The sequence below is a fragment of the Pseudomonas sp. ZL2 genome (genome assembly GCF_054788455.1).
The window spans coordinates 127,144-151,000 of sequence record NZ_JBGOGX010000053.1 but is presented as its reverse complement, the minus strand read 5'-3'; the positions used below and the strand labels follow the sequence as shown (position 1 = coordinate 151,000).

Here is a 23,857-nt window from a genome sequence, read left to right as displayed (position 1 = left end):
ATGCCGTTTCCATCCCCGGCACCGTTGCCCTGCGACTGCGGTTACGCCATAACCGATACGCCCTGATCCCCGAGCGCACCGAGCCAAACAGCAAGCCGTTCTCCATCTCCCGCGCGATCCCCGAGCGCACCAGCATGCGCAAGAAGCGCCCGCGCGCCCGGGCGATGCCGAAGTAGATGCCGCGGGCTTTCAAGGTATCGCGCACCTCGCGCAGGGCAGCGATGCCGCTGACATCGATCGAGCTGACCGCCTCGGCATCGAACAGCACCGCGCGCGGCTGCTCTTCGCGCTGCACCGCCTCAAGCAAACGCATCTTGAAGTAGTCGGCATTGAAGAACAGGATCGCATCGTCAAAGCGATACACCACCAGCCCCTGCACCGTGCGCGCATCCTGGTGGCGGCGGATGTCGACCTGGCCTTCGATGCCCGGTACCCAGCCGAGCACTGCATCGGTGGGCTGATAGATGCTGTAGAGCAGGCGCAGGATCGCCAGGGTCACGGCGATGATGATGCCCGGCAGCACGCCGACCCCGAGCACGCCGACGGTGGTCAGCACGCACAACCAGAACTCGAAGCGGCTGAGGCTGTAGATTTTCTTCAGCGACTGCACATCGATCAGGCCCCAGCCGGCCATCAGCAGCACCGCGCCGAGGGCGGCCTGGGGAATCCAGGCCATGGGCGTGGTGAAGGCGAGCAGGATCAGGGCGATGACCAGGGCGGCGATAATCCCCACCAGCTGGCTTTTACCACCGACCATGTCGTTGACCGCGGTGCGTGAGTCGGCGCCGCTGATGGCAAAGCCCTGGGAAACCCCGGCGGCAATGTTGGTTACCCCGAGCGCCAGGAATTCATGGTTGGCGTTGATCGCATATCCATGGCGGGCAGCAAAGCTGCGGGCAGTGAGCATGGCGCTGCAAAAGCTCACGGTGGCGATACCCAGGGCATCGCGCAGCAGGCTTTTCATCTCTTCCAGATTGGTTTGCGGCCAGGCCAGTTCCGGCATGCCGGCCGGCACCGGGCCGAGAATCGCCACGCCGAAGCGGTCGAGGCCAAACAGCCCGACCACCAGGGTTGCCACTGCCACGGTCACCAGCGCCGCCGGCAGGCGCGGGTAGCGGCGCGGCAGCCAGATCAGCAAACCCAGCCCGGCGACGCCGATCACCAGGGTCAGCCAGTGGATTTCCTCCAGGCGCTGCAGCAGGTTGATCAGGCTGAGGATGAAGCCGTTGCCTTCGATCTGGAATCCCACCACCTTGCCCAGTTGCCCGGCCAGCAGGCTCAGGCCAATACCGTTGAGGTAGCCGATGAGAATGGGCCGCGAGAAAAAACTGGCAATAAACCCGGCCCGCGCCAGCCCGGCACCGATCAGCATCAAACCGACCAGGATGGTGACAATCACCGACAACTGCGCCAGCCGCGCCGGGTCGCCCATGGCCAACGGTGCAATGGCCCCGGCGACCATGGCGCAGGTGGCGGCATCCGGGCCGACCATCAACTGCCGCGAACTGCCGATCAGGGCATAGACCATCATCGGCAGGATGCACGCATACAAGCCGTACTGCGGCGGCAGCCCGACGATCTGCGCATAGGCAATGGCGATAGGAATCTGGATCGCCGCCACCGACAAACCGGCCTGCAGGTCATGGCGAAACCATTCGCGGCGGTATTGCAACAGATTGGCCAGGCCTGGCAGCCAGCGGGAGAGAAACATGCACGGATCCTTTCGAGTGTTTCGCGGTGGGCTATTAAAGCGCAGTGCGTAGTGCCTGGGCAGGGCGTCAAATCAAAAACACCGCTGTTAAGTCTGGTTCAAGCCGTGGAGAATGCCGGCCGATTACAGGGACATTGAATGGAAGCCGATGGAACGCACGATCAATAGCTGGAAAAAGCCCGCAATCCTGCTGAGCCTGGCCTGGTGCTGCACCGCCCAGGGCATGGGCGACATCTTTGGCGATGGCACTGGCAATGTCGATGGCATGCTGACCCTGGGGGCCACGGTGTACGTGCCCTTCATGCTCACCGGGGCAACCACCTTCGGGCCCACCATGGCCTCCGAGGGGACTTCCGGCAGCGATGGCAAGCGGGTGCTTGCACAAGCCCGTGACGATGCTGCGGCGTTCATTGCCAGTGACGGGGCTTACCGGGGTGTCTATCTGCAATCGGCGCTGAATTGGTTGCGCAGCGAGGGGCGTGGAGCAGGCGCAACGGACCGCGAGCTGGCCCAGGGAATACTGGTGCTGGCAGCAGTTGAGGCGAAGGGGATTTAGCGAAACAGCCACCAGGGCGGTGGCCAAGGCCTCAGCTGCGCTGAAACCTGAAAGAAACTGGAGCGGGTGAAGGGAATCGAACCCTCGTTATCAGCTTGGGAAGCTGGAGTAATGCCATTATACGACACCCGCTTTCAGGGCTGACTTTGTACCAGAACTTCGCCGCGATTTGAAGCTCTTTGTTGCTGCAGAGCCATCGGCCGGTGGCCGCTAGTGCAAGGTCGTGCATCTTCTTTCTGGCCTTTGGGGCCGTTGATGCAGGAGGCTGCGCTAGCGGTCACCGTGTCGCTCAGATAGCCAGTGCATGGTGCTCCTGGGTGTAGCTGTAACGGGGACGCGATTCTTTCAGCGCAGGCTTGAGGAAACCCAGCAGCACTTCACGGGTGTCGCGGCAGGCGGCCTTGTGTTCCATGTCGAGGAAATGGCCGGTGGCGCGGATCTCGCGAAAGTGGCTGTTGCGCACATGCTGACCGAACTGGCGGGCATCCTCGGTGGTGGTGTATTCGTCCCACTCGCCATTCATGAACAGCACCGGAATGTCGATCACCCGCGCCGCCCGCAGAGCGTTGCCCAGGTCGTGGTCGAGCACCTGGTTGATGTGAAAGTGCATCTGCGCGTATTCGTGGTTGTCCAGGCTGCTGACGTGCCGGTAGTTGAAGCGCTTGAACAGCGACGGCAGGTGCTTGCCGATAGTGTCATTGACCAGGTTGCCGACCCGGTAGCGATCGCAGGCGCTCAGGTACTGGCAACCGCGTTCGAGGTAGTCGCGCATCGGTTCGTTGATCACCGGCGAGAACGAACTGACCACGGCCTTTTCGATGCGCCGTGGCTTGTGCGCCAGGGCCAGCAGGGTGCAGGCGCCGCCCCAGGAGAAGGACATGACGTGATCGGCGCCAAAATGGTCGATCAGCTCCAGGAGGATCTGCCCTTCGGTTTCCTTGGTCAGCAGATGTTCGTTGCGGTTGTGTGGCTTGGACTTGCCGGCGTAGGGCTGGTCATAGAGCACCACGTTGAATTGCGGGTGCAGGTTGCGCACCGTCTGGGCAAAGGAGGCCGTAGTGGCCAGCGAGCCATTGATCAGGATGATCGTCTTCTCAGCGGCGTCTGCGCGATAGAACTCCGTGTAAACCCGATACTGACCTTGTATATCAAGCACAGCGATTTCTGGCCTCATGTCGTCGACTCCTGGCGCAAAAAGGGTGTTCGCACATGCAAGGATGCGCGTTCTTTATGACAGGTAGGCATACGCCTTGAAGTAGCTGAGGGCCCTGGTCGATCCGTTGGCACGCTGGTCGACCGGTATTGTTCTAGGAGGGCAATCTGCCGGACGCCGATGCTTCGAGGCACGGGTCGCCAGCAAAAAGGTGTCTTGGACTACGACTGTGACCGGTGAGTCACATGCAGACTGACGATTGGATTCAAGCAGGCACCTGGGCAACCCGCAAGTGCCTTTCGGGCAATTGGTGAAATTTTTCCGCCAGGCGGTCGCAGGCTCAGATCGCCTGGATTTCTTCCGGATAGAGCGCCCGGTACTGGCCCGGTTGCAGGTTCGGGTCCAGCTGCAATGGGCCCATGCGTTCGCGGTGCAGGCGCAGGACCTTGTTGTCGAAGTGGCCGAACATGCGCTTGACCTGGTGATAGCGCCCTTCAACGATGCTCAGGCGTGCGCTGCGCGGGCCCAGCAGGGTCAGTTCGGCGGGCTGGGTGGTGAGGTCTTCGAAGGCGAAGTAGAAGCCCTGGCGGAACTTGTCGATGTAATGCTCGTCGATCTCCTGCTCGGTCTCGACGTAGTAGACCTTGGGCAGTTTGGTCTGCGGCTGGGTCAGGCGCCGCGACCACAGGCCGTCGTTGGTCAGCAACATCAGCCCGGTGGTGTTGAAGTCCAGGCGCCCGGCGATATGCAGGTCCTGGGTATCGGGCTGGTCGATCAGCTCGATCACGGTGGGGTGCTGCGGGTCCTGGGTGGCACTGACGCAACCCTGGGGCTTGTGCAGCATCAGGTAGCGCAGCGGGCGCCCGGCCTGCAGCAGTTGCTCGTCGACTTCGATGCGGCTGAACTCGCGCACCTCGACGCGCGGATCGCTGACGCACTGGCCATCCACGCGTACGCGCCGCTCGACCAGCAGCAGGCGGACTTGCTGACGGCTGAAGCAGGGCAGGTTGCTGAGGAATCGATCGAGACGCATACAAAGCCAGGCGCAGGGCGCGACAGTTTAACCTTCGGGCGAGGCCTTGGCTGCCTGCAATTGCGCCTCGACCTCGGCGCAGCGCGGGCACAGGCAGGCCTTGTCGCGCAGTTCGGGCGGCAGGGCCTCCAGGACCTTGGGGTCGATGCTCACGCCATAGCACCAGCAGGCCTGGGCGGCCGTGCGCGGGTCGGCCAGGCTGCAACGGTTGCTGGCGCCACAGGCGGGGCAAAGGCGGCTGTCATTCATGATCGAGGCTGTTCATGGTCGGATCGGGGCATCTCGGCGCAAACGCGGTTGCGTCCACTCTGTTTGGCCCGGTAAAGGGCGTGATCGGCACGGGCAATCAGGCTGTGCAGGGTGTCGTCGGCCTGCAGGTTGCTCAAGCCGATGCTGGCGGTCAGGTGGATCGGTTGCTCAGCATAGGTAAAAGCCAGTGCTTCGGTCTTGCTGCGAATCTTCTCGGCCACCGCCAGTGCACTGTGGCTGTCGGTGTCCTTGAGCAGCACGATGAATTCCTCACCACCCCAGCGGCAGATGATATCAGCATGACGCAGGCACTCTTCCAGCACCTGGGCGAACTGGCGCAGCACTTCGTCGCCGGCCAGGTGGCCGTGAGTGTCGTTGAGCGCCTTGAAGTGGTCGAGGTCGATCAGCAGGGCGATCAGCGGTTTGGGTTCGCGCTGGGCTTCTTGCAGGGCTTGCGCGGCCAGCAGGTCGAAACCGCGGCGGTTGGGCAGGCCGGTGAGGCTGTCGAGGGTGGCCAGGGCCTCGATGTTGTCCTGATGGCGCTTGACCATGGCATTGAGCAGCGACAGCACCACCAGGGTGATCATCGCGCAGATTGCCAGGTTCAGGTACAGCGACTGGCGAATGGCGTCCATGGCGCCGTCTTCGCGCTTGTCGACGAACAGGTACCAGTTCAGCTCCGGCACCAGGCGCACGTTGAGGAAATGGCTGTGGCCGTCGCTGCTGCGGTACTCGTGGCTGCCGCTGACCGGTTGGGGCATTTGCCCGAACCCGTCCAGTTCGACCAGCGACTGCCCGGTCCTGGCACCGTGGGGCCCGCCGTTCGAGCCGGTCAGCACGATGAGCCCCTGCTGGTCGACGAAGAACACCTGGCGCTGGTAGCGCTGCTGATAGTCATCGATCAGGCGGATCACCGCTTCGACGGTCAGGCCGATACCGGCAACGCCGATGAACTTGCCGTCGTAATCGAACACCCGGTAGTTGATGAATACCGTGAGGCGGTCCTGATTGGCCATGTCGAGGTCGACGTTGATCTCGTAGGGCGTGTTCATTTTCAGCACCCGCTGGTACCAGGCATCCCGCGGTTCTTGTGGGTCGATCTTCTTCAGTACGCCTTTGGCCTGGTAGTAGACACCCGTGTTGCTGGAGACGAAGAACGCCGTGTAGGCCTGGTACTGGCGCATGATTTCGCCCAGGTAGCGGGTGACCTGGGCGGTGTCGCGCTCGCCGCCCAGGGCCCAGTCGCGCAGGAAGGTGTCGTGGGCCATCATCGACGAGATCAGGATCGGCCGCACGAGGTCCTTCTGGATTTCCGAATAGACCGTATCGGAGGTCAGCGGCAGCTCGGTGTTGATGATGCTGTCGCGGATCGAGCTGCGTGAGGCGAAGTAGCTGAGCAAGGAGGTCGACAGGAAGCCGCAGGCGAGCAACAGCAGTAATGTCAGGATCAGCGAGCGCTGCGAAAACAGGGCGGAACGAGGCGGCATGACATTCCCGGTCTGTGGGCCATTGGCCTTCATTCTAGTGGTCTGGCGGAAAAATAACTTTACGATTTTTAAGGGTATCGGCCTTGTTTCAATTTATTGCAGCAATGGCACCGGACCTGGTTTTGGCAGTCTTATTCAATGTCGATGAACGCTTGCCGATCGACGCCGACCAGCGCCGCTGGGATGGGCAGTTTCGCGGTCCAGGAGGCCGCCATGTATCGCCGACTTTTGCTGATTGTAGTGCTGGGTTTGCTGACAACCGCTTGTGTCCCCTACGGAGGTAACGGTTACTACCGCACTGAAATCTACACCGCCGACCGCTACGGTTATCCGGGTTACTATCGACCGTCCTACCCCTACAGCCGCGGCTATTACGTAGCGCCGCAACCGCGCTACTACGTGGCGCCACCCCCGCGTTATTACGCGCCGCCACCGCACTACTATCGTCCGGCGCCCCACGGCTACTACCGTGAAACGCCGCATAACTACTACAAGCCTTACCCGGGCCGCGGCCATGACCGCTATCGTCAGGGCTCGTCACGTCACGATCGCAACCGTGACGGCTGGCCGGATCGCAACTGGCGCCGCTGAGGCGCCATTCAGGCGAGGTCCGCCAAGGGGTGACGACCTTCCCAAGCCTTGCTGAAATGCGCCTGGACCACCGCCGTTGGCACCTGGGCAATGTCCGCCCAGTGCCAACGCGGTTTCTGGTCCTTGTCGATCAGCCGTGCGCGTACCCCTTCGCTGAACTCCGGATGCTGGCAACAATTGAGGCTCATGGTGTATTCCATCTGGAACACCTGCGCCAGTGACAGATGGCGGGCGCGCTGGATCTGCTGCCAGACCAGATGAGCGGTCAGCGGGCTGCCTTCGAGCATGGTTTGTGCGGCCTTGGCCAGCAGTGGATCGGTGTGGTTGCGCAACTGGGCGATGGCGCGCCAGGCGCACACCGGGTCGGCGACATCGAGCAGGGCGTCGATCTGTTGGCGCCTGGGCAGCCACTGGGCTTCGGGGCGTTCAGCCTGGGCGCCATGCTGCTGGGCCTTGAGCAGGCTGTTGAGCTGCAGGGCGGTTTGCTCCTGCCAGTTCAACTGCAGCAGGTCATCGAGCAGTTCTTCCTGCTGGCTTTCACCGAGCAGACGGTCCGCCAGGCCCAGGTCGAGGGCATCGGTGGCATTGATCGGCGCGCCGGTCAGGCCGAGGAACAAGCCCAGCTTGCCGGGCAGTCGCGACAAAAACCAGCTGCCGCCGACATCCGGGTACAGGCCGATGCTGATTTCCGGCATGGCCAGGCGGCTGCTTGGGGTTACCACGCGCACATTGGCGCCCTGCAACAGGCCCATGCCGCCGCCCAGCACATGGCCATGGCCCCAGCAGATCAGCGGTTTGGGGTAGGTATGCAGGCGGTAGTCGAAGCGGTACTCGGCGGCAAAGAACTGCGCCGCCAGGGGCGGTACCCGGCCGGGATGGTCACGGCAGGCCTGGGCCAGGCTGCGCACCTCGCCACCGGCGCAAAAAGCCTTGGCGCCTTCGCCGCGCAGCAGCACGCAGACGATGTCCGGGTCATCGGCCCAGGCCTTGAGCTGTTCGTCGAGCACCTCGATCATCGGCAGCGACAAGGCATTGAGGGTTTGTGGCGCATTGAGTGTGGCGACACCGATGCGCGCGCCGTCGACGCCGGTGAGTTCTTCGCACTGTACTGCAGCCATGGGCGACCTCTCGAGTGATCCGCACAAGTATGGCCGCTGCTGGCGATTTCGGCGGTCGCCGGTCGGATCGATTGACAAGCGCAGGCAGCTTTCCTAGTGTCGCGCCATTGTTTTACGGACCCGACCATGACTGACGACGACCGCATCAAACTTGAACCGAGCTGGAAAGAGGCCCTGCGCGCCGAGTTCGACCAGCCCTATATGCACCAGCTGCGCGAATTCCTGCGTGAGGAACACGCCGCCGGCAAAGAGATCTACCCGCCGGGCCCGCTGATTTTCAACGCCCTCAACTCCACCCCGCTGGACCAGGTCAAGGTGGTGATCCTCGGCCAGGACCCGTACCACGGCCCGGGCCAGGCCCATGGCCTGTGCTTCTCGGTGCAACCGGGGGTGGCGCCGCCGCCGTCGCTGGTGAACATCTACAAAGAGTTGCAGCGTGACCTGAACATCGAGATCCCCAAGCACGGCTGCCTGCAGTCCTGGGCCGAGCAGGGCGTGTTGCTGCTCAACACCACCATGACCGTCGAGCGGGCCAATGCCGCGTCCCACGCCAACCGGGGCTGGCAGTTCTTCACCGACCGCATCATCGAAGTGGTCAGCGAACACCAGCCCAACAGCGTGTTCCTGCTCTGGGGCGCCCATGCCCAGAGCAAGCAGAAGTTGATCGATGCCACCAAGCACCTGGTGCTCAAGTCGGTGCATCCATCGCCGCTGTCGGCTTACCGGGGCTTTCTCGGTTGCGGGCATTTCAGCCAGGCCAACCGCTTCCTCGAGCAGCGCGGGTTGAGCCCGATCGACTGGCGTTTGCCGCCGGTTTGAGGCTGGGTACCTAGCATTTTTGTCAGTTTCGGCCGATTTGAAATAGGCATCTAATACTTCCAGGTTTTCCACGGCAGTCAGCTACAGGCTGGCTGCCACGGTCCTCTTCGCTGGAAGGAACTGTCGCCATGGGCTCGGATGATTCTGGTACTGCTGATGATCCGGTAAAACCCCGGGAGCGTTACGCCGCACCGGTCGTTCCGGCCGCCATGGAACTGACGGACGATGACGTACTGGGGCATTTGGTGCGCAAGGAAGACCAGTTACGTCCACTGGAGATCAGGATCGAGGAGATCTGGGCGGACTACGATACTGCGCCTCCGGACTTTGACACCAAGGTCGAGTTTCTCTGGCGAGGGGATGTGGTTGAAACATTCACCTTCCCGCAACCGGTCATCCCGGCTGATGTTATTCCAGTGGTCTGCACGATGCCGTCGGACTACATGGCGGCACCGGGCTCTGCGCGGGTCGAATACCGCGTTACGGTAACGGTGAACCCGTCCCTTTCGCACGCAACGCACTTGTTTATCGACAAGCAGGCGCCAAATGGCGACGAGGAAGGTAGGCCCCTGCAATTTGATCAGGAAGTCCTGATCAGCGGCGTCACCGAGGATTACCTCAGCCGGCACGACTCAGTCGATGCCCGGGTCGAGCCTTGGCCAGATATCAGGGTGGGCGACCTGCTGATGTATTACTGGGAAAAGTTGCCCGCCATTGAAACGGATGAGCAATCCCTCGAACTGCCCTACGCTGGTGAGTTGCGCATTACCGATGTCAACGCTCCGATCATTGTGCAATACGATGCGATGCTGGTCCGTGAGAGCGGTTCAGGCCCACATGAAGCCTACTATCGCCTGGAAGATCGAACCGGTAACCGCGGGCCAAAGTCCGAGGTCCAGCGGCTTGAGGTGGTGCTGGATGAGTTGCCGGGAGCCTTGCCTGATCCTCGGGTGCCCAGGTTCGATGCTGATGGGCTGATCGACCTGGAAGACGCCCAGACAGGCGTCGAAGTTCATATTGACGCCATCACCGACGCACAGGCAGGCGATCAGGTTCAGGCCTACTGGCGTGGGCTGCCGCTTCGCTTGATAACCCTGTCAGACAATCAGCAATGGCCTTTGAGGGCCCCGGTCAGTTGGGCAATCCTCGCGGCAGGAGGCTTTGCTGCACCTTTTGTTGATCGGGTGCACTACACCTGGCGACGCGGCGGGGCTTTGCTCACTTCCGCGACCTTATGGGTAGACGTCGACCTGACGGTGGCCGGTCCGCCTCCCGGTCCGGATCCGGTCAACCCCTTGTTGCTACCGGCTGTAGTCAAGGGCATGACCGCCGACGATGTACTGACAGGCGCCGATGCCGGGCAGGACGCGCGCGTCGAGATCCGTCTGTACGACAACCCGCAAGCCGGTCAGGTGCTGGAATTGTTCTGGGGGAGCCATCCGCAGGCGGTAGATCGCTACGAGGTTAAGGCTGAGGATGTCGGCGGGCAATTGATTGTGCTGAGCGTTCCTTGGACGATTATCCATGGGGTCGGCAATTCACCGGCACTCCCCATGCAGTACACCACCTTCAACGGGGTTAACCGGCAAAGGTCGCCCGTAACACCCGTGCGTGTCGAGGTGCGTGTTATCGAAGGCCTGGCGCCGGCCACTTTCCCAGACGCCGATCGAAACCAGTGGATCAATTGCAGCAACCAGCCGTGGCTGGGCGTGCGGGTAGAAATCCCCAAAGACTCGCAATTTCAGGTAGATGACAAAATTACCCTGCACTGGGAAGGCGACTACGGCCAGATAGGTAATAACCCTATTCCCGGGACCCAGGCAAGTTTCGAACATGTGCTGACCCGTGAGGATCTTGAGTCCGAGCAGGGTTACATCTTTACCGTGCTGCCCTACGACCCGTTGATCAAGTTGGCAGCACGGGAGGACGGGCGTGGCGGCGGGAATGTCCGTTACCGACTTGATAAGGCTGACGGAAGCGGTGCGGGCAACTCTGGATTAGCGCGCGCGCGACTCTCGGTCCTCGATCTGAGCACGGGTTTGTACTGTGATCCGGAAACTTGAACAGTGTCGTGCATGAGGTTTTGCTCAGCACGGTGAAGTGCTGAGCACCCGTACTTAGGGTGACGTTCTGCTTTGAACAATGTTTGGCTTTGTTACCACTTGGCTGTTGAACGGCAGGGTGGCGGCTGGGCCGACGGTGTGGTGCTGATGGTGTTCCAAATCTATTTATATTTCAGGAGATACCAAGATGACCAAGTTTGAAAAGACAACCGGCGTGCTGGTCGCAACAGCCAAGACGCGAGCGCCGCAGCCTAGACGTTTTCGGAATTTGTTCAATCCGCCTGTTCCCACTAACACAGAGCAAAATATTGAAGGGGGACAGATTAATTTGCTGCGTACACCGAAAATCCCCGAAGGGCTCAAGGTGGAAATTCCGGCTTTCACTACAGTCGGGCCACCCAGCACGATCGATACGGTGACCGTTTACATTAACGAAAGGCCCGTTCACAGTTTTGAGTTGCCGGTGCCCCATGTGGTCTCGTTTCCCATTCCCGTGACGCTACAGGACCCGGTGCTTGAGTCTCACGGTGAGAAAATCGTCTACTTTGATGTAGTCAACTCCATAAATCCCAATGATGGGGTTTCGCAAAATCTTACGGTAACAGTAGACAGGCTAGATCCGAATCAGGGTGCTTTTCCAGCGGCAATCATTCTTCCGGCGGATCTGCCGGAGGCCACGGTGACGCCTGAGTATCTGGAAGCGCACGACAATCAGTTAGTGTTGCAGATTCCAGACTACCTTGACCCGCAAGTGGGTGACTATTGGGCAATCCTCTTTGGCGATGAGCAGTCCCAACCCAATAAGGGCGGGCTGGTCAGTGAAAGGCCCATCAATGTAGTGCTGACAACAGAAGAGTTGCTCCTTGCTGGGCCGGGTACCAAGCAGGTGACCTATATACTGGAAGACCGGGCCGGCAATCCGAGCAAGCTGGCACACCGTCAGCAAGTATTCGTAATCCTCGAGCCAACGCCAATCGACCTGCTACCACCCAGGGTGGATGCAGCGCCCATTGATATTGTCGAGGCACGTGAAGGCGTGCTGATCGAGGTGGATGAATATACCAATGCCCTGGCGGGCGATGAAGTACGTGTGTACTGGAATGATATTTATGTGAATCGAGCCATCCTGCCACCAACGCCTAACTGGCCTTTGCCGTTTACTGCATCGTGGGCGACTATTTCCAACGGGGTCGAGGGGACCGAGCATACGGCCAAAGTGCGCTATGAAGTCATCCGCAGCAAAACCTACCCTTCTCCTGTCCTGGACGTGGAAGTTGACCTGGAGTTGATTGGGCCGCCTAATCCGGGCGAGCCCGATCCGGTCAATCCGGAGCTGGATGTTCCACTCCTGACCTCGTCGACGGGTGAACTGAATCTTCTGCGTCCAGAGGATGCAGACCAGCCTGCCGACGTCAGTTTTGCCCTTTATGATCCTGCACAAGTGGGTGAAGTTATTCGGCTTTACTATGGCGCAGAAAATCTGTTGGTGGCCGAATATACAGTGCAGGGCACAGACAATCCCGGTGACTCGATCCCGTTGCAAATCAGCTGGGACGATATTGTCACGGTCGGCAATGGAACGGACATCCCGCTGTTCTATAAGATCTTTGCCAATGCGACCACTACCAACTTCCAGGCGTCGGGCAGTCAATTGGTGGATGTCAGTGCCATTCCATTGGCAGAGGTCAACGAGCCCGAGTTGAATTTGCTTGGTAACCAAGTGGGTATCAGTTGCTCCGATTCTCCATGGCGAGGCGTTAATGCCAGGGTTCTTGATGCTCAGAGTCTTCAAGTGGGCGACACCGTTACTTTGCACTGGCTGGGCCTGGAAGGTTTTACCAGTTCGGTGCCTGTCGAAGCGACGCGTTCATCTTTTCCACGGGAAGTACTCAATCAAAACGAAGTTGACACTGGGGTAAATCTCATGATCCCGTGGGATCCCTGCATGGAGCCGCTGCGCAGCGGTTTTGTCGAGCTGTATTGGATTCAGGAACGTGGTGGCCAGGCAATTGGCCGTTCTCCAGTGAAGTCTTACTACTACTTTGGCGAACAGGGGACCGGGCTTTGCCCAGGAAGGCCATAAGCTGAGTGTTTGATAACGAATGAAGCCGAGCAATGCTCGGCTTCATTTTTTCTATATGGGCGCGACACTGCCTGTTGATTGCGCCTACTTCTTATGAGGAATATTCCTACATAAGATTCTGTCAGAAGTTTCTATTCTGCGCTCCGAACAAACGGGGCTTGAACTAGTTGGCTCTGTTTAATCCGGAACTGAATAGTATCAATGCTGCGGAGTAGATTTTCATGACCAAGCCAAGCATCTTCAAACCCTCGGCGCTTTCTTGCGCCTTGCAGGCAGCCTTTGTCGCCCCCTTGGTGATGGTATCGGCTCAGGCCCTGGCTATCACCAAGGTTGTCGAAAGCAACCAGACTTTTACGGCTACCTCGGGGACGCCGTCCTACAACTATCGCGTAATGGAAAATGCCAGCCTGAATGTCCAGGGTTCCCGTACCGAGCACATTCAAGTGCGCAAGGGCCAGTTGAACATCGACGGTGGCACGGTCACTGCCGGGGGCTCGAACAATGCTGTTGCCCTGGTGAGTGGTACCGCCCGCATCGCTAACGCTCGTATCGATAGCGCCCAAGGCAGCGGCCTGACGATTGGTCGATTAATGGATGGCTCGGCAACCGGTTCTGAGGTCCAGGTCCAGAGCAGCGAAATCACCGGTGGCCGATTCGGTGCAACGCTCAGCGCCTATAGCAGCCTGTCGCTCAAAGACTCGAGCCTGAGCGGCGCTACGGCTGATGGTCTGCTGATGATCGGCGGCCAGGCGCAGGCGTACAACAGCGTGATAGAAGGCGCCGAGAGCGGCGTGCGCTTGTCCCATGAATACTACGGCTCTGAAGCCAACGACCAGGCCCCGACGTTGCTCCTGGACAATAGCAAAGTGATCGGGGGGACAGGAGCGGCCCTGGTGGTGGACTCTGCAACTACCGCCCGTATCGACGTGCTCAATGGTTCGAGCCTGGAAGGCGCCAACGGCAACTGGCTTGAGCTCAAGAACGCCGGCTCGGCAGATATGCAGGTCAGCCGCAGCGCCCTGGCCGGTAACATTCAGGTCGGCGAAGGCAGCATTGCGCAACTGAACTTGAGCAACGCCAGCCTGGAAGGTGACGTGATCGTCGCCGCGGGCGGCGTGGCGCAACTGAGCCTGAACGATCAATCGCTGTTCAAGGGGCGCCTGGAAAACGTCGATGCGCTGGCGCTCAATGGCGACAGCACCTGGGCGCTGATTGGCGACAGCCAGGTTGAGCAGTTGAGCCTGCAGGGCGGTCATGTGCAATTTGGCGAGCCAGGCCAGTTCTATCGCCTGGACCTGGGCGAGTTGTCTGGCAACGGCACCTTTCATATGTCGGCGGACTTCGCCACTGGCGAAGCTGACCTGCTCAATGTCAGCGGTCAGGCCGATGGTCAGCATACCCTCGCCATCAGTGCCAGTGGTCATGACCCGGCCGCCGTCGAGCGAATCACCGTGGTCACTACCGGTGGCGGCGATGCCGAGTTCAGCCTGTTGAACGGTCCTGTAGACCTGGGTGCGTTTTCCTACGGTCTGACCAAGGAAGGCAACGACTGGCACCTGGACACCGAGAAAAAGGTCATCAGCCCCGGTACCCGTTCGGTGCTGGCGCTGTTCAACACCGCCCCGACCATCTGGTACGGCGAGCTGTCGTCGCTGCGCACCCGCATGGGCGAGCTGCGCTACAACGAAGGTAAAAGCGGCGCCTGGGGCCGTGCCTATGGCAGCAAGTACAACGTTGCCGAGTCGTCTGGCACCGCCTACAAGCAGACCCAGCAAGGCTTCACCCTGGGTGCCGACGCGCAGTTGGGCGACAGCCAGTGGCTGGTCGGCGTACTGGCCGGTCATAGCAAGTCGGATCTGGACCTGAGCCGCGGTACCACCGGTACGGTCGACAGCTACTACGCCGGTGCCTACACCACCTGGCTGGATCAGGACAGCGGTTACTACTTCGACGCCGTGGCCAAGGTCAACCGCTTCGACAACAAGTCCAAGGTAGCCATGAGCGACGGTAGCCAGGCCAAGGGCAACTACAAGACCAACGGTGTGGGGGCGTCGGCCGAGTTCGGTCGCCACATCAAGCTCGATGACGGCTACTTCGTTGAACCCTTCGCCCAGGTGTCGGCGGTGAGCATCCAGGGCGCGTCCTATGACCTGGACAGCGGCCTGAAGGCAGAAGGCGACCGGACCACCTCGGTGCTTGGCAAGGCCGGTGCCACGGTGGGTCGCAACTTTGATCTGGGTGAGGGCCGCTTTGCCCAGCCATACCTGCGCGCTGCGGCGGTGCATGAGTTCGCCAAGAACAACCAGGTCAAGGTCAACGACAACGTGTTCAACAATGACCTGTCAGGCTCGCGTGCCGAGGTCGGTGCCGGTATCGCCGTGTCGCTGTCCGAGCGCCTGCAGCTGCATGCCGATATCGACTACAGCAACGGCGACAAGATCGAGAAGCCGTTCGGTGCCAACGTCGGCGTGCGCTTCACCTGGTAAGCGTGCAATGAAAAAGAGGAAGCCCTGGCTTCCTCTTTTTTGTTTCAGTCGCAGCGTTTGTCCCAATGCCTGAACAACGGCTCGGCCAGAAACAGCACGAACAGCAAGCGCATCACCTGCAGCGCCGTGACCAGTGGCACCGACAGTTGCAGGGTTTCGGCGGTCAGGCTCATTTCGGCGATGCCACCGGGCATCATGCCCAGGGTCAGCGAGCGCAGGTCGAGGTTGGTCATGACGCTGAGCACGCACGCGGCGAGGCCGGCGATCAGCATGGTCAAGGCCGTGGCAATCAAGGTGCGCCCGAGAAACGACGGCGCCCGGCGAAAGAACGCGCGGTTGAAGTGGCAGCCCAGGCCGCTGCCGATCAGCCATTGGCCGATCTGGCTGGCGCCATCGGGCAGGGCAACCTGCAGGTTGGCACTGACACTGGCCACCGCCGCCACCAGCAACGGCCCGAACAGCCAGGGATTGGGTTGCTTGAGGCGTTGCCAGCCCAGGGCCAGCAACACGCCCAGTGGGCAGATCAACAACAGCCAGCCCCAGTTGACGCTGCCGGTATGGGTCAGCGGCACGCCATTGCCGAGCAGGAACTTGAACAGCGCCGGCACGCACAGCACCACCGCCAGCACCCGCAGGCTTTGCGCCGCCGCCACCTGGCTGAGTACCGCGCCATTACGGGCACCGAGGTTGACCATCTCCCCGGAGCCACCGGGCATGCTGGAAAAGAACGCCGTGGCGCGGTCTTCCCCGGTGCGCCTGAGCAACCACACCCCGACCACACTGGAGACACTGGTGATCAGTGCCCCGCAGAAAATCAAACCGAAGTTGCTCGCCACCTGCTCGACCACCGCCGGGGTGAAGTGCAGGCCGATACCGATGCCGATGATCCACTGCCCGCATTTGCGCCCACCGGGGATCTCGCTCAATTGCCAGGGCGTCAGGCAACGCACCAGGATGATCGCCAGCAACGAGCCGACCATCCATGGCAGTGGCCAGCCGACCAGGCTGGCGAGGTAACCTCCAGCCAAGCCGACCAGGCCGGTGGCCCAGTACAGTTTCAGTCGCCCATCAGACATCGGCCAGGGCACGGCGCTGGAGGCTGCGCTTGCGCCAGATGCGCAGCAGCGGCAGGAGCATCATGGCGATGGTCAGGGCCCAGACGCTGATGCTGATCGGGCTCGACCAGAGGATATCCAGAGCGCCGTTGGAGATCGACAGCGCGCGGCGCAGGTTCTGCTCCATCAGCCCGCCGAGGATGAACCCGAGGAGGATCGGCGACAGTGGGAAGTCCAGCTTGCGCAGGATGTAGCCGAAGATGCCGATGCCGATCATCAGGAACAGGTCGAAGGTGGTGGCATGCACCGCGTACACACCGATCGCGGTGATGATCGCGATCACCGGCACCAGCGCCCAGTTCGGCACGGCAAGGATGCGGGTGAAGATGCGGATCATCGGGATGTTGAGGATCACCAGCATGATGTTGGCGATGAACAACGAGGCGATCAGGCCCCAGACGATGTCCGGTTGCTGGGCGAACAGCATCGGGCCCGGCGTGATGTTGTACAGGGTCAGGGCGCCGATCATCACCGCCGTGGTGCCCGAGCCGGGTACGCCAAGGGTCAGCATCGGCACCAGGGCGCCGCAGCAGGAAGCACCGATGGCGGTTTCCGGCGCCGCCAGGCCGCGCTTGTCACCTTTGCCGAAAGTGCCGCTGGCACCGGCGATGCGTTTCTCGGTCATGTAGGCCACGGCACTGGCCAGGGTCGCGCCGGCGCCGGGTAGCACGCCCATGATGAAACCGAGCAGGCCGCAGCGAATGTTCACCACGAACACTGACGCCGCTTCCTTGAAGTTGAACAGCATGCGCCCGGTGGCCTTGACTGCTTCGTGGCCATGATGGGTTTTTTCCAGCAGCAGGAGGATCTCGCTGATGGAGAACAGGCCGAGCACCAGCACCACGAACTGAATGCCGTCGGCCAGGTGCACGCTGTCGCCGGTAAAACGGTAGACGCCGCTGTTGGCATCGATGCCGACACTGGAGAGGAACAGGCCGATCAGTGCAGCAATGAACGTCTTCAGTGGCCGGTCACCAGCCATGCCGCCGAGACAGACAATGGCAAACACCATCAGTACGAAGTATTCCGCCGGTCCGAAGGCGATCGCCCATTTCGCCAGCAGCGGCGCGAACAGCACCATGCCGCAGGTCGCGATAAAGGCGCCGATGAACGAGCTCCAGGCCGACAGCGACAGCGCCACCCCGGCCAAGCCCTGGCGGGCCATGGGGTAGCCGTCGAGGGTGGTCATGACCGTCGAGGCTTCACCGGGGATGTTGAGCAGGATCGAGCTGATCCGCCCGCCGTATTCGCAGCCCAGGTACACCGCCGCCAACAGGATCAGCGCCGACTCCGGCGGCAGGCCCAGGGCAAAGGCAATCGGGATCAACAGCGCTACGCCGTTGATCGGGCCCAGGCCCGGCAGCAGGCCGACTACGGTGCCGATCAGCGTGCCGGCAAGGGCGGTAACCAGGTTGTAAGGGCTCAGGGCGACGCCGAAGCCCTGGCCGAGATAGCCAAGCGTATCCATGTCAGTTCTCCAGAACGTCGAGCAGGCCGAGGGGCAGGGGCACATCCATCACGCGGTCGAACAGCCAGTACAGGGCGATGCTCATCAGGCCGATGATCACCACGCTGGGCAGCCAGCGCCCGCCATACAGGCGCGCCATCGGCACGCCGATGAGGATGCTGCTGACAATGAAGCCCAGCGGCTCGAAGGTGGCGGCGAAGACCAGTAGCAAGGCGACGCAGAGGCCGATCTTGTTCAGGGTTTCGCGGTCCAGTTGCGGTTCGTCGTCCTTGTGCACGATGGGCGTGGGGCGAAAGGCCAGGTACAGCAAGCCTGCGGCCATCAGGCCCAGCATCAGCAAGGGGTAGGCGCGAGGGCCGACCGGTTCGTAGGAAAAGGCTGCCTGGTAGGGCCAGGCCATTACGGCCAGGGCGGTGCACACCGCCAGCAAAAACAGGGCGAACAGGCGTTGCAGGATCATTGCGGAATCCTCTTTTCGCGGGGCAAGTGGGAGCGGGCTTGCCCCGCGATGCGTTCGAAAAGGGAGAGGCTTACTGAATCAAGCCAAATTCCTTGGCCAGGGCCTTGTAGTCAGCCACCTGCTTCTTCACGTAGGTGTCCAGCTCGGCACCGGTCATGGCGAAGGGGAACAGCTCGCGCTGGTCGCGCAGCTTGGCGAACTCTTCCGAGGCCAACAGCTTGTCGAACGAGGCCTTCCACCAGTCGTACTCTTCATCGGTCACTTTTGGCCCGAGGTAGAAACCGCGCACCACCGGCCAGACGATGTCATAGCCTTGTTCCTTGGCCGTGGGGATGTTCTTCATTTCCGGTTCGTCCAGGCGGGTTTCGGCAAACACCGCGAGCAGGCGCATATCACCGCTCTGGATGTGCGGCATGGAGTCGGAAATGTCGGTACTGCCGACCTGGATATGCCCGCCGAGCAGTGCCGTGGCGATTTCGCCGCCGCCTTCCAGGGCGACGTAGCGCAGGTCGCGCGGGTTGATCCCGGCGGCCTTGGCGATCAGCGCGGTTTGCATCCAGTCCTGGCTGCCAACGGTACCGCCGGAGCCGATCACCACCTTGCTCGGATCTTTCTTCAATGCCGCGACCAGATCGTCGAGGGTCTTGTAGGGCGAATCGTTTTTCACCGCAATGGCACCGTAGCTGGTACCCACCGCCGCCAGCCAGCGCACGGCATTCTCGTCGAAACGGCCGAACTTGCCCTGGGCCAGGTTCAGCAGCGAGCCGCTGGACCAGGCTACCAGGGTGCCAGCATCGGCCGGGCGCTGGGCGACCACGGCGTTGTAGGCCACCGCGCCGACACCGCCAGGCATGTAGGTGACGCGCATCGGCTTGCTGAGGATCTTCTCGTTGACCAGGGCGCTTTGCACCAGCTTGCAGGTCAGGTCGAAGCCACCGCCGGGCGAGGCCGGGGCGATGCATTCGGGGCGTTTCGGTTCCGCGGCCAGGACGTTACCGGCAAGCAGCAGGCAACCGGTGGCGAGGGCAATACGGCGCAGTGAAAAAGTCATCGTCTATCTCCGTGAGCATTATTGTTGTCAGGGATTACCACAGCGCAAGGCTGTAACTCACCAGCAGTCGCACTTCGTCGGCATCGCGGGCGAAGTTGGAACGGAAGGTGGCATTGCGCAGGCGCACGGCGACGTTTTTCAGGGCGCCACTTTGCACCACATACTTGAACTCGGTGTTGCGTTCCCACTCTTTGCCCTCACCGCCATCGGCCAGGCTGACATTATCGCCGCTGATGTAGCGGGTCATGAAAGTCAGGCCGGGGATGCCAAGCTTGGCGAAGTCATAGTCGTAACGGGCTTGCCAGGAACGCTCGTCGGCGCCGGCGAAGTCGTTGATCTGCACGAAGTTGACCAGGTACGGGTCGGCGCCATCGACATAGGGGAAGGCGGTGTCGCCGGACAGGTGCTGGTAGCCGGCACTGAGCTTGTGGCCATTGAGGCCGTAGCTGAGCATGCCGTTGAGCGCGGTGTTGTCGATGTTGCCGCCGCGGGCCTGGCCCTGGTCGTCGCTGAAGGCCATGCGCAGGTCGGCGCCGAAGGTGCCCGGGCCCCAGGGCTGGGAGGCGATCATGCCGACGAAGTGCTGACGGTAGACGTCATCGAGCTGGGCCCAGTGGTAGCTGCCGGTGATCTTGTCAGTGAACTTGTAGTCCAGGCCGGCCATGTCGAAATGGTTGCCGGCGACGGTGCCGAGAAAGCGGCTGTTCTTGTTGTTGAGGGCGATATCCTCGTTGTTGGTACTGTCGCGGTCACGGGCTTTTTCCAGGCGCCCGCCGGTGAAGGTCAGGTTCTTGATTTCGCCCGAGGTCAGCAGGCCGCCCTCGAAGGTCTGCGGCAGGATGCGCCCGTCGTTGGGCTGCAAGGTCGGCAGTTCCGGGATCAGGGTACCGATCTTCAATTCGGTCTCGGAGAGTTTCACCTTGCCGGTCAGGCCGAGCTTGGAATACTCGTCGGCGGCGCGGCCATCGTCGTGGGTCGGCAGCAGGCCGGTGCCGGTGCGGTCGGGGCTGGAGTCGAGCTTGATACCGAGCATCCCCAGGGCATCGAGGCCAAAGCCTACGGTACCTTCGGTATAGCCCGACTCGAAGTTGAGCATGAAGCCCTGGGCCCATTCGTCACGCTTGGATTGCTGGGCGCTGGTGCCGTCGCGAAAGTCGCGATTGAAGTACATGTTACGGGTTTCGAAGCTCGCCTTGCTGTCATCGAAGAAGGCGGCCTGGCTCAACGGGGCGACGCCGGCAAGGGCGAGGGCGCTGGCAACTGCGGTCTGGCGGGAGGGTAGACGTCGGGTAGGCGCGTACGCCTGCGGCTGCATGGACAGCATCGTGGAGTGACTCCGTTATTGTTCTTATTAGTTCGGACCTTGGGTCCGGTTTTACGGCAAGCAGAGTGAGCCGTGAGAGGATGCTAGGACGTGAACCTTTCGCTAACCTTTCAGCAGCTTTTGATTGCTGCGAAGGCTTCACAGGCGGGCTGTCGGCTGTACACTCCGCGCCATTGAACGCGACGCAAAGGGGAGAGATCGATGCGTGTGCTGCTCGTCGAAGACCATCTGCAACTGGCCGAAAGCGTGGCCCAGGCCCTGAAAAGCACCGGCCTGACCGTGGATGTGCTGCATGATGGCGTGGCCGCCGACCTGGCCCTGGCCAGCGAGGAATATGCCGTGGCGGTGCTCGATGTCGGCCTGCCGCGCATGGACGGCTTCGAGGTGCTGGCGCGCCTGCGTGCCCGCGGCAAGACCGTGCCGGTGCTGATGCTGACCGCGCGCAGCGACGTCAAGGACCGGGTCCATGGCCTGAACCTGGGTGCCGACGATTACCTGGCCAAACCCTTTGAGCTGACCGAGCTGGAAGCGCGGGTCAAGGCCCTGCTGCGCCGCAGCGTCCTCGGTGGCGAACGCCAACAGCGCTGCGGGCCGCTGGTCTATGACCTCGATACCCGGCGCTTCAGCCTCGGCGAAGAACTGCTGACCCTGACCTCCCGCGAACAGGCCGTGCTCGAAGCCCTGATCGCCCGGCCCGGGCGGGTGATGAGCAAGGAGCAACTGGCCGCCCAGGTGTTCGGCCTGGACGAAGAAGCCAGCGCCGACGCCATCGAAATCTATGTGCACCGCCTGCGCAAGAAGCTCGACGGCCATGCCGTGGCCATCGTCACCTTCAGGGGGCTCGGCTACCTGCTCGAGCATAAAGATGCGTGACAGCGGCAGCCTGCGTGGGCGACTGCTGTGGAACCTGGCGATCTTGCTGGTAGTGCTGATGCTGGCCAGCGGCCTGAGCGCCTACTGGAACGGCCGTGAAGCCGCCGACACCGCCTACGACCGTACCTTGCTGGCCTCGGCGCGGACCATTGCCGCCGGCCTGTCGCAGCGTGACGGTACCCTCAGCGCCGATGTGCCTTATGTGGCTCTGGACACCTTTGCCTACGACAGCGCCGGACGTATCTACTACCAGGTCAACGACATTCACCAGCGCTTGATCTCCGGCTACGAAAACCTGCCAGCACCGCCACCCAATACCCCGCGCACTGACGATTACCCGGCCCTCGCACGCTTCTACAACGCCCGCTACCTTGGCCAGGACGTGCGCGTGGTCAGCCTGCTCAAGGCGGTCAGCGAGCCGAACATGAACGGCATGGCCGAAATTCGCGTGGCCGAGACCGAAGAAGCCCGGGTGCGCATGGCCCGCAGCCTGATGGCCGATACCTTGCTGCGTTTGGGCATGCTCGCCCTTGGCGCCCTGATGCTGGTGTGGTTTGCCGTCAGCGCCGCCCTGCGCCCGCTGGAGCGCTTGCGCAGTGCCGTCGAAGAGCGTCAGCCGGATGACCTGCGGGCCTTGCCGGTGGTGCAGGTGCAGCGTGAGCTGAGCCCATTGGTACGCGCCCTGAATCACTTTACCGAACGCCTGCGCGGCCAGTTCGAGCGGCAGGCGCAGTTCATTGCCGAGGCCGCCCATGAACTGCGCACGCCCTTGGCGGCGCTCAAGGCGCGAGTCGAACTGGGGCTGCGCTCGAACGAGCCGCAGGTCTGGCGTGAAACCCTGGAGTCCGCCGCGCAAGGCACCGATCGCCTGACCCACCTGGCCAACCAGCTACTCTCGCTGGCGCGGGTCGAGAACGGCGCGCGGGCGATTGCCGAAGGTGGCGCGCAATTGCTCGACTTGAGCCAGTTGGCCCGTGAACTGGGCATGGCCATGGCGCCGCTGGCCCATGCTCGTGGCGTGGCCCTGGCGCTGGAGGCCGAGGTGCCGGTGTGGGTGCGCGGTGAGCCAACCCTGCTCAACGAACTGCTCAGCAACCTGGTGGACAACGCCCTGGCCCATACGCCCAAGGGCGGCAACGTGATCCTGCGGGTCAGCGAGCCGGGCGTTCTCGAAGTCGAGGACGATGGCCCCGGCATTCCTGAAAACGAGCGGGAAAAGGTCTTCGAGCGTTTCTACCGGCGCAGTGCGCAAGGCACGGGCCTGGGCCTGGCGATTGTCGGCGAGATCTGCCGGGCGCACCTGGCGCAGATCAGCCTGCATGATGGCGAGCGCGGCGGTTTGAAAGTGCGGGTCAGCTTCAGCACCGACTAGCGGAACATCGCCTTGGCATTGAGCAGGTCGCTGGCCTGCAGCTCGGTGCCGGTGGGCAGGCCGAGGTGGCGGTAGGCGGGCAGGGCGGCCAGCGGCCGTTCCTTGCTGTTGCTGCTGAGCACCTGGGCGATCTGCACGATATCGACGTAGTCGACCTTGTCGGTGCCGCGGTCCAGGTCCTGGATCAGCCCGGGCAGGTGCACCAGTTGCTCGGGAAACTCCCAGACACTGAGGATCTTGTCGCCCAGTGCCGGGTGAATCTGCTCGATCACATAGTTCAGGCTGACCGGGTCGGAAAGCAGCTCGTTGTGCTCTTCGGCATACAGCAGGATCGGCAGCACGCCAATCTGGTGGACCAGCCCGGCCAATGCCGCCTGGTCCGGCTTGAGCTGAGTGAAGCGCAAGCACAGTTCATAACTGATGCCGGCCACATCCAGGCTTTTCGCCCAGATTTCGCGCATTTTCTGTTCAACGACATCGGAGCGGGCGTGGAAGATCTGCTCGATCACCAGGCCGATCGCCAGGTTGCAGCTGTAGTTGATGCCCAGGCGGGTGATGGCCGTGTGCAGGTCAGTGACCTCGGTGGCGGCGCGCAGCAGCGGGCTGTTGACCACCTTGATCAGGCGCGCTGACAGCGCCGCATCGCGGCCGATCACCTTGCTCAGGGTGCTGACGCTGATCTCGCTGTCTTCGGCGGCTTCGCGAATGCTCAAGGCCACTTCCGGCAGGGTCGGCAGCACCAGGTCATCGTTGTCGATGGCGCTCAGCAGGTGGGCCTGGATCATCTCGGCCATCTTGTTCATGGTGATTCTCTACCGCAATTCAGGAGTGCCCCGCCCGGGAGG

The 23,857-nt window shown here is 61.9% G+C and carries 20 protein-coding genes and 1 tRNA gene; 8 read left to right on the top strand and 13 right to left on the bottom strand.

The features are described from left to right. On the bottom strand, window positions 1-1,711 hold a 1,711-nt coding region (locus ABM562_RS24865), incomplete at its 3' end, for a SulP family inorganic anion transporter (protein WP_460423680.1). A 148-nt stretch (window positions 1,712-1,859) separates the two neighbouring features. Between ABM562_RS24865 and ABM562_RS24860 the strand changes: the two genes are divergently transcribed. After that, window positions 1,860-2,267, top strand: a complete 408-nt coding sequence (locus tag ABM562_RS24860) for a DUF2388 domain-containing protein (protein WP_233673913.1) — start codon at window positions 1,860-1,862, stop codon at window positions 2,265-2,267. A gap of 58 nt (window positions 2,268-2,325) precedes the next feature. Here the strand turns inward: ABM562_RS24860 and ABM562_RS24855 are convergent. The 5 genes from ABM562_RS24855 to ABM562_RS24835 form a co-directional block, all read right to left on the bottom strand. After that, window positions 2,326-2,399 (bottom strand) — tRNA-Gly (locus ABM562_RS24855). Window positions 2,400-2,556: 157 nt separating this feature from the next. Next, window positions 2,557-3,441 carry an alpha/beta fold hydrolase gene (locus ABM562_RS24850; RefSeq protein ID WP_115085546.1) on the bottom strand — a complete coding sequence of 295 codons (885 nt, stop codon included), beginning with the start codon at window positions 3,439-3,441 and terminating at the stop codon, window positions 2,557-2,559. Between the two features lie 319 nt (window positions 3,442-3,760). Beyond that, window positions 3,761-4,453 (bottom strand): pseudouridine synthase, encoded by a 693-nt coding sequence (locus tag ABM562_RS24845; protein WP_460423677.1) that lies wholly within the window; start codon window positions 4,451-4,453, stop codon window positions 3,761-3,763. A 27-nt stretch (window positions 4,454-4,480) separates the two neighbouring features. Beyond that, on the bottom strand, window positions 4,481-4,702 hold the full coding sequence (locus tag ABM562_RS24840; protein WP_115085548.1) for a cysteine-rich CWC family protein: 222 nt from the start codon (window positions 4,700-4,702) through the stop codon (window positions 4,481-4,483). Next, on the bottom strand, window positions 4,699-6,189 hold the full coding sequence (locus ABM562_RS24835) for a sensor domain-containing diguanylate cyclase (protein ID WP_115085702.1): 1,491 nt from the start codon (window positions 6,187-6,189) through the stop codon (window positions 4,699-4,701). The genes ABM562_RS24840 and ABM562_RS24835 overlap by 4 nt, the downstream gene beginning before the upstream one ends. A 213-nt stretch (window positions 6,190-6,402) precedes the next feature. Between ABM562_RS24835 and ABM562_RS24830 the strand changes: the two genes are divergently transcribed. After that, window positions 6,403-6,780, top strand: coding sequence for a hypothetical protein (locus tag ABM562_RS24830; protein ID WP_115085549.1), 378 nt, complete (start codon window positions 6,403-6,405; stop codon window positions 6,778-6,780). 8 nt (window positions 6,781-6,788) lie between these two features. Here ABM562_RS24830 and ABM562_RS24825 read toward each other — a convergent pair whose 3' ends face one another. Beyond that, window positions 6,789-7,898, bottom strand: coding sequence for an enoyl-CoA hydratase/isomerase family protein (locus ABM562_RS24825; RefSeq protein WP_134061510.1), 1,110 nt, complete (start codon window positions 7,896-7,898; stop codon window positions 6,789-6,791). A gap of 126 nt (window positions 7,899-8,024) precedes the next feature. On the opposite strand from ABM562_RS24825, the gene ung reads away from it, so the two are divergent. The 4 genes from ung to ABM562_RS24805 all read left to right on the top strand — a co-directional run bounded on the left by ung (window position 8,025) and on the right by ABM562_RS24805 (window position 15,349). Further along, window positions 8,025-8,717 (top strand): uracil-DNA glycosylase, encoded by a 693-nt coding sequence (gene ung, locus ABM562_RS24820; protein WP_115085551.1) that lies wholly within the window; start codon window positions 8,025-8,027, stop codon window positions 8,715-8,717. Between the two features lie 128 nt (window positions 8,718-8,845). After that, on the top strand, window positions 8,846-10,780 hold the full coding sequence (locus ABM562_RS24815) for a hypothetical protein (protein WP_460423674.1): 1,935 nt from the start codon (window positions 8,846-8,848) through the stop codon (window positions 10,778-10,780). 187 nt (window positions 10,781-10,967) lie between these two features. Next, complete coding sequence (locus ABM562_RS24810; RefSeq protein WP_460423672.1) at window positions 10,968-12,863, top strand: hypothetical protein; 1,896 nt, start codon at window positions 10,968-10,970, stop codon at window positions 12,861-12,863. A gap of 221 nt (window positions 12,864-13,084) precedes the next feature. After that, the gene (locus ABM562_RS24805) at window positions 13,085-15,349 is read left to right on the top strand and encodes an autotransporter outer membrane beta-barrel domain-containing protein (RefSeq protein ID WP_460423670.1); all 2,265 of its coding nucleotides are present in this window, start codon (window positions 13,085-13,087) and stop codon (window positions 15,347-15,349) included. Window positions 15,350-15,393: 44 nt separating this feature from the next. Here ABM562_RS24805 and ABM562_RS24800 read toward each other — a convergent pair whose 3' ends face one another. From ABM562_RS24800 to ABM562_RS24780, 5 genes are all read right to left on the bottom strand, one after another. Further along, window positions 15,394-16,425 carry an AbrB family transcriptional regulator gene (locus tag ABM562_RS24800; protein ID WP_115085555.1) on the bottom strand — a complete coding sequence of 344 codons (1,032 nt, stop codon included), beginning with the start codon at window positions 16,423-16,425 and terminating at the stop codon, window positions 15,394-15,396. Next, window positions 16,418-17,932, bottom strand: a complete 1,515-nt coding sequence (locus ABM562_RS24795; protein WP_115085556.1) for a tripartite tricarboxylate transporter permease — start codon at window positions 17,930-17,932, stop codon at window positions 16,418-16,420. Before ABM562_RS24795 ends, ABM562_RS24800 begins: the two co-directional genes overlap by 8 nt. Before the next feature lies 1 nt (window position 17,933). Then, the gene (locus tag ABM562_RS24790; RefSeq protein WP_115085557.1) at window positions 17,934-18,392 is read right to left on the bottom strand and encodes a tripartite tricarboxylate transporter TctB family protein; all 459 of its coding nucleotides are present in this window, start codon (window positions 18,390-18,392) and stop codon (window positions 17,934-17,936) included. 70 nt (window positions 18,393-18,462) lie between these two features. Further along, entirely contained in the window at window positions 18,463-19,443 is a 981-nt protein-coding gene (locus ABM562_RS24785) for a Bug family tripartite tricarboxylate transporter substrate binding protein (protein WP_115085558.1), read from the bottom strand. 34 nt (window positions 19,444-19,477) lie between these two features. Further along, window positions 19,478-20,767 carry an OprD family porin gene (locus ABM562_RS24780; protein ID WP_346617324.1) on the bottom strand — a complete coding sequence of 430 codons (1,290 nt, stop codon included), beginning with the start codon at window positions 20,765-20,767 and terminating at the stop codon, window positions 19,478-19,480. 201 nt (window positions 20,768-20,968) lie between these two features. Between ABM562_RS24780 and ABM562_RS24775 the strand changes: the two genes are divergently transcribed. Both ABM562_RS24775 and ABM562_RS24770 read left to right on the top strand, forming a co-directional pair. Further along, window positions 20,969-21,640: a response regulator gene (locus ABM562_RS24775; RefSeq protein ID WP_115085560.1), complete on the top strand. Its 672-nt coding sequence runs from the start codon at window positions 20,969-20,971 to the stop codon at window positions 21,638-21,640. Further along, window positions 21,633-23,012: a sensor histidine kinase gene (locus ABM562_RS24770; RefSeq protein WP_134061515.1), complete on the top strand. Its 1,380-nt coding sequence runs from the start codon at window positions 21,633-21,635 to the stop codon at window positions 23,010-23,012. The genes ABM562_RS24775 and ABM562_RS24770 overlap by 8 nt, the downstream gene beginning before the upstream one ends. Here ABM562_RS24770 and ABM562_RS24765 read toward each other — a convergent pair. Beyond that, window positions 23,009-23,815, bottom strand: a complete 807-nt coding sequence (locus tag ABM562_RS24765; protein WP_115085562.1) for an HDOD domain-containing protein — start codon at window positions 23,813-23,815, stop codon at window positions 23,009-23,011. The two genes, ABM562_RS24770 and ABM562_RS24765, sit on opposite strands and share 4 nt — an antisense overlap. Window positions 23,816-23,857: the final 42 nt, after the last annotated feature.